This is a genomic window from Microcystis sp. M53603_WE2, assembly GCF_030065435.1.
In genome coordinates, this window is sequence record NZ_JASJFF010000677.1 from 1 (window position 1) to 2,535 (window position 2,535).

At 43.4% G+C, this 2,535-nt stretch carries 4 protein-coding genes and 1 tRNA gene; 3 read left to right on the forward strand and 2 right to left on the reverse strand.

The window, feature by feature from the left end; genetic code table 11:
• The 3 genes from PX481_RS14645 to PX481_RS14655 all read left to right on the forward strand — a co-directional run.
• On the forward strand, positions 1-210 hold a 210-nt coding region (locus tag PX481_RS14645; protein ID WP_288094828.1), incomplete at its 5' end, for an arginase family protein.
• Between the two features lie 46 nt (positions 211-256).
• Positions 257-330 (forward strand) — tRNA-Val (locus PX481_RS14650).
• Positions 331-410: 80 nt separating this feature from the next.
• Positions 411-1,460 carry a Rieske 2Fe-2S domain-containing protein gene (locus PX481_RS14655; protein WP_002760575.1) on the forward strand — a complete coding sequence of 350 codons (1,050 nt, stop codon included), beginning with the start codon at positions 411-413 and terminating at the stop codon, positions 1,458-1,460.
• 161 nt (positions 1,461-1,621) lie between these two features.
• Here PX481_RS14655 and PX481_RS14660 read toward each other — a convergent pair whose 3' ends face one another.
• Both PX481_RS14660 and PX481_RS14665 read right to left on the reverse strand, forming a co-directional pair.
• A complete protein-coding gene (locus tag PX481_RS14660) occupies positions 1,622-2,305 on the reverse strand; it encodes an N-acetylmannosamine-6-phosphate 2-epimerase (RefSeq protein ID WP_288026119.1) in 684 nt (227 codons plus the stop codon).
• Between the two features lie 101 nt (positions 2,306-2,406).
• Positions 2,407-2,535: inorganic diphosphatase (locus PX481_RS14665; RefSeq protein WP_288094830.1), on the reverse strand; the 129-nt coding region annotated here is incomplete at its 5' end.

Here is a 2,535-nt window from a genome sequence, read left to right on the forward strand (position 1 = left end):
GATCCGGCTTTAATTCCGGGGGTGGGAACACCTGAACCGGGGGGGTTAAGTTGGCATCAAACCCTAGGCTTTCTCCGTCGTCTTTTCCAAACTCATCAGGTGATTGGCTGCGATGTGATGGAATTGGCCCCGATTAGTGATTCGGTGGTCTCGGAATTTACCACTGCCAAGTTAATTTATAAGTTAATTGGCTATCAATTTATTGCCTAGGGGCTTGCCTAATTAGAAGCAATCGTGTTATAATAACAATTCGTGCGGACGTATAGCTCAGTTGGTTAGAGTACATCGTTGACATCGATGGGGTCACTGGTTCGAATCCAGTTACGTCCATAAATTATCTGCCCTAGTCCCGGTCATAACCTTCATTTCTGATGATAGGATGAACGATCGAAGCTCTCCAGACAAACCCTATGACTAGCTTACTGCGCGACTTTTGGTATGTGGCCACACCGGCAAATAAACTTAAACCCGGTCAGCTAATGGCCAAAAAAATGCTAGGTGAACCGATTGTTGTCGGTAGGAGAGAGGATGGAGAAGTGTTCGCATTGCGGGATATTTGCCCCCATCGTGGCATTCCGCTGCACCATGGCTGGATTGAAGGGGATGGGGTGTACTGTTGCTATCATGGCTGGAAATTTAATACTAGCGATGGCGTTTGTTCTGAGATCCCCTCATTAACGGAACACGATCGCCTTGATATTAGCAGAATTTGCGTCACCAGTTATCCCTGTCGTGAAATACAAGGTCATATCTGGGTGTTTATTCCGGCAGACTCAAAAAGAGAAATTAATCAAGAAAATCTGCCTCCTGTGCCGACTATTGCCGATTTTGGCAAACTTACCCCCAAAATAGCCGAAACTATCACTTTTGACTGCAATATTGACCATGCAGTGGTGGGATTGATGGATCCGGCCCACGGTCCCTACGTTCATACTTCTTGGTGGTGGCGCAGCGGTCCACGCAAATTTCGGGTCAAAGAAAAACAATACGAACCTGTTCCCCTCGGTTTTCGTCTTGCTCCCTATGATATGCCCGTAAGTGCGAAACCCTATAAAATTTTGGGTAATAAAGTATCGATTGAAATTGTTTTTGAATTGCCCTCGGTGCGTACAGAAATACTACGAGGTGATCGGTATTTAGCCTGTGCTTTTACGGCAATTACTCCCATCGATGAAAATCACTGCGAAGTCCATCAAAGTTTATACTATACGATTCCTTGGTTGGCATTTTTAACCCCTCTTTTGCGTTATTTAACTCTACAATTCCTCAAACAGGATCGCGATGTGGTAATTAAACAACAGGAAGGACTTAGTTATCATCCAGCTTTGATGTTAATTGATGATGCCGATACCCAGGCCAAATGGTATTATCGCCTCAAGCAAGAATACGAAAAATCTCAAGCAGAAAAACGGGATTTTGTCAACCCCATTAAAGCACAAATTTTACGGTGGCGCAGTTAGAACTCGATGATTTTATGACTGGACTTGCCCACTGATTATTTATTCTCCGTTTTGCCTTTTGGCTATTGCCTCTCCTCAATTCACAAACCGGGGTATTTTAATCGCTTTGGTTGTCGCTATTTTAGGAGGTGCGGCTAAACTTTTTGGTTTTTTCCCTCCCATTAATCTTTTGATAAAATTCCTTGTAAAAAAGCGGTAGTTTTTAAATCAATCCCAGTAATTGCCGTGCCGACAACTACCGAATATGCACCAACTTCTAGGGCTTTTTTGGCTTCTGTTGGAGTCGATATTCCTCCTTCACAGATAACAGGAACTGACAACTTATTAACTAATTCTTCTAGGAAAGAAAAACTCGGCGGTGGCAGATTTTTAGTTGCTTCTGTGTAACCGTAAAGAGTTGTACCGACAATATCAGCACCGGCTGCCACGGCATAAATAGCACTTTCGATCGAGTCTATATCTGCCATGACTAATTTACCAGTTTCCTGATGAATACGAGCGATAATTGTGGCTAAATTTTCATCATTAGGACGCTTTCTGGGGGTAGCATCCAAGGCAATTATATCGGCACCCGCATCGGCAATGGCGAGAGCATCTTGATATTTGGGAGTAATATATACCGAACAATCGGGATAATTGCGTTTCCAGAGTCCAATTATCGGTATATCCGGCAATTGTTGACGGGTGGCTTTCAGATGAGCGGGACTATCAATTCTGACCCCACAAGCACCCCTATCCACGCAAGCATGAGCCATGGCGGCAATAATTACAGGATCGTGCAGAGATGACTCCACTGGCGCTTGACAGGAGACGATTAAACCCGATTTTAAGGTTTCTATTCGCATAAATTGGGGTGTGGGGAGTATTGTCAGTGAACAGTGAACAGTAAACAGTAATCAGTGAAAAAACTCAAATCTGATAACTGATAACTGATTTTGGACTTAGATTACTTATAAGCAGCAATACACTGTTCGACTAAAGCAGTTACTGCGTCCACATCTTTCCAACCGAGAATTTCTGTGACTTTTTTCTCTAGATTTTTATAGGTTTTGAAAAACTCGGCGATTTCGTCCAA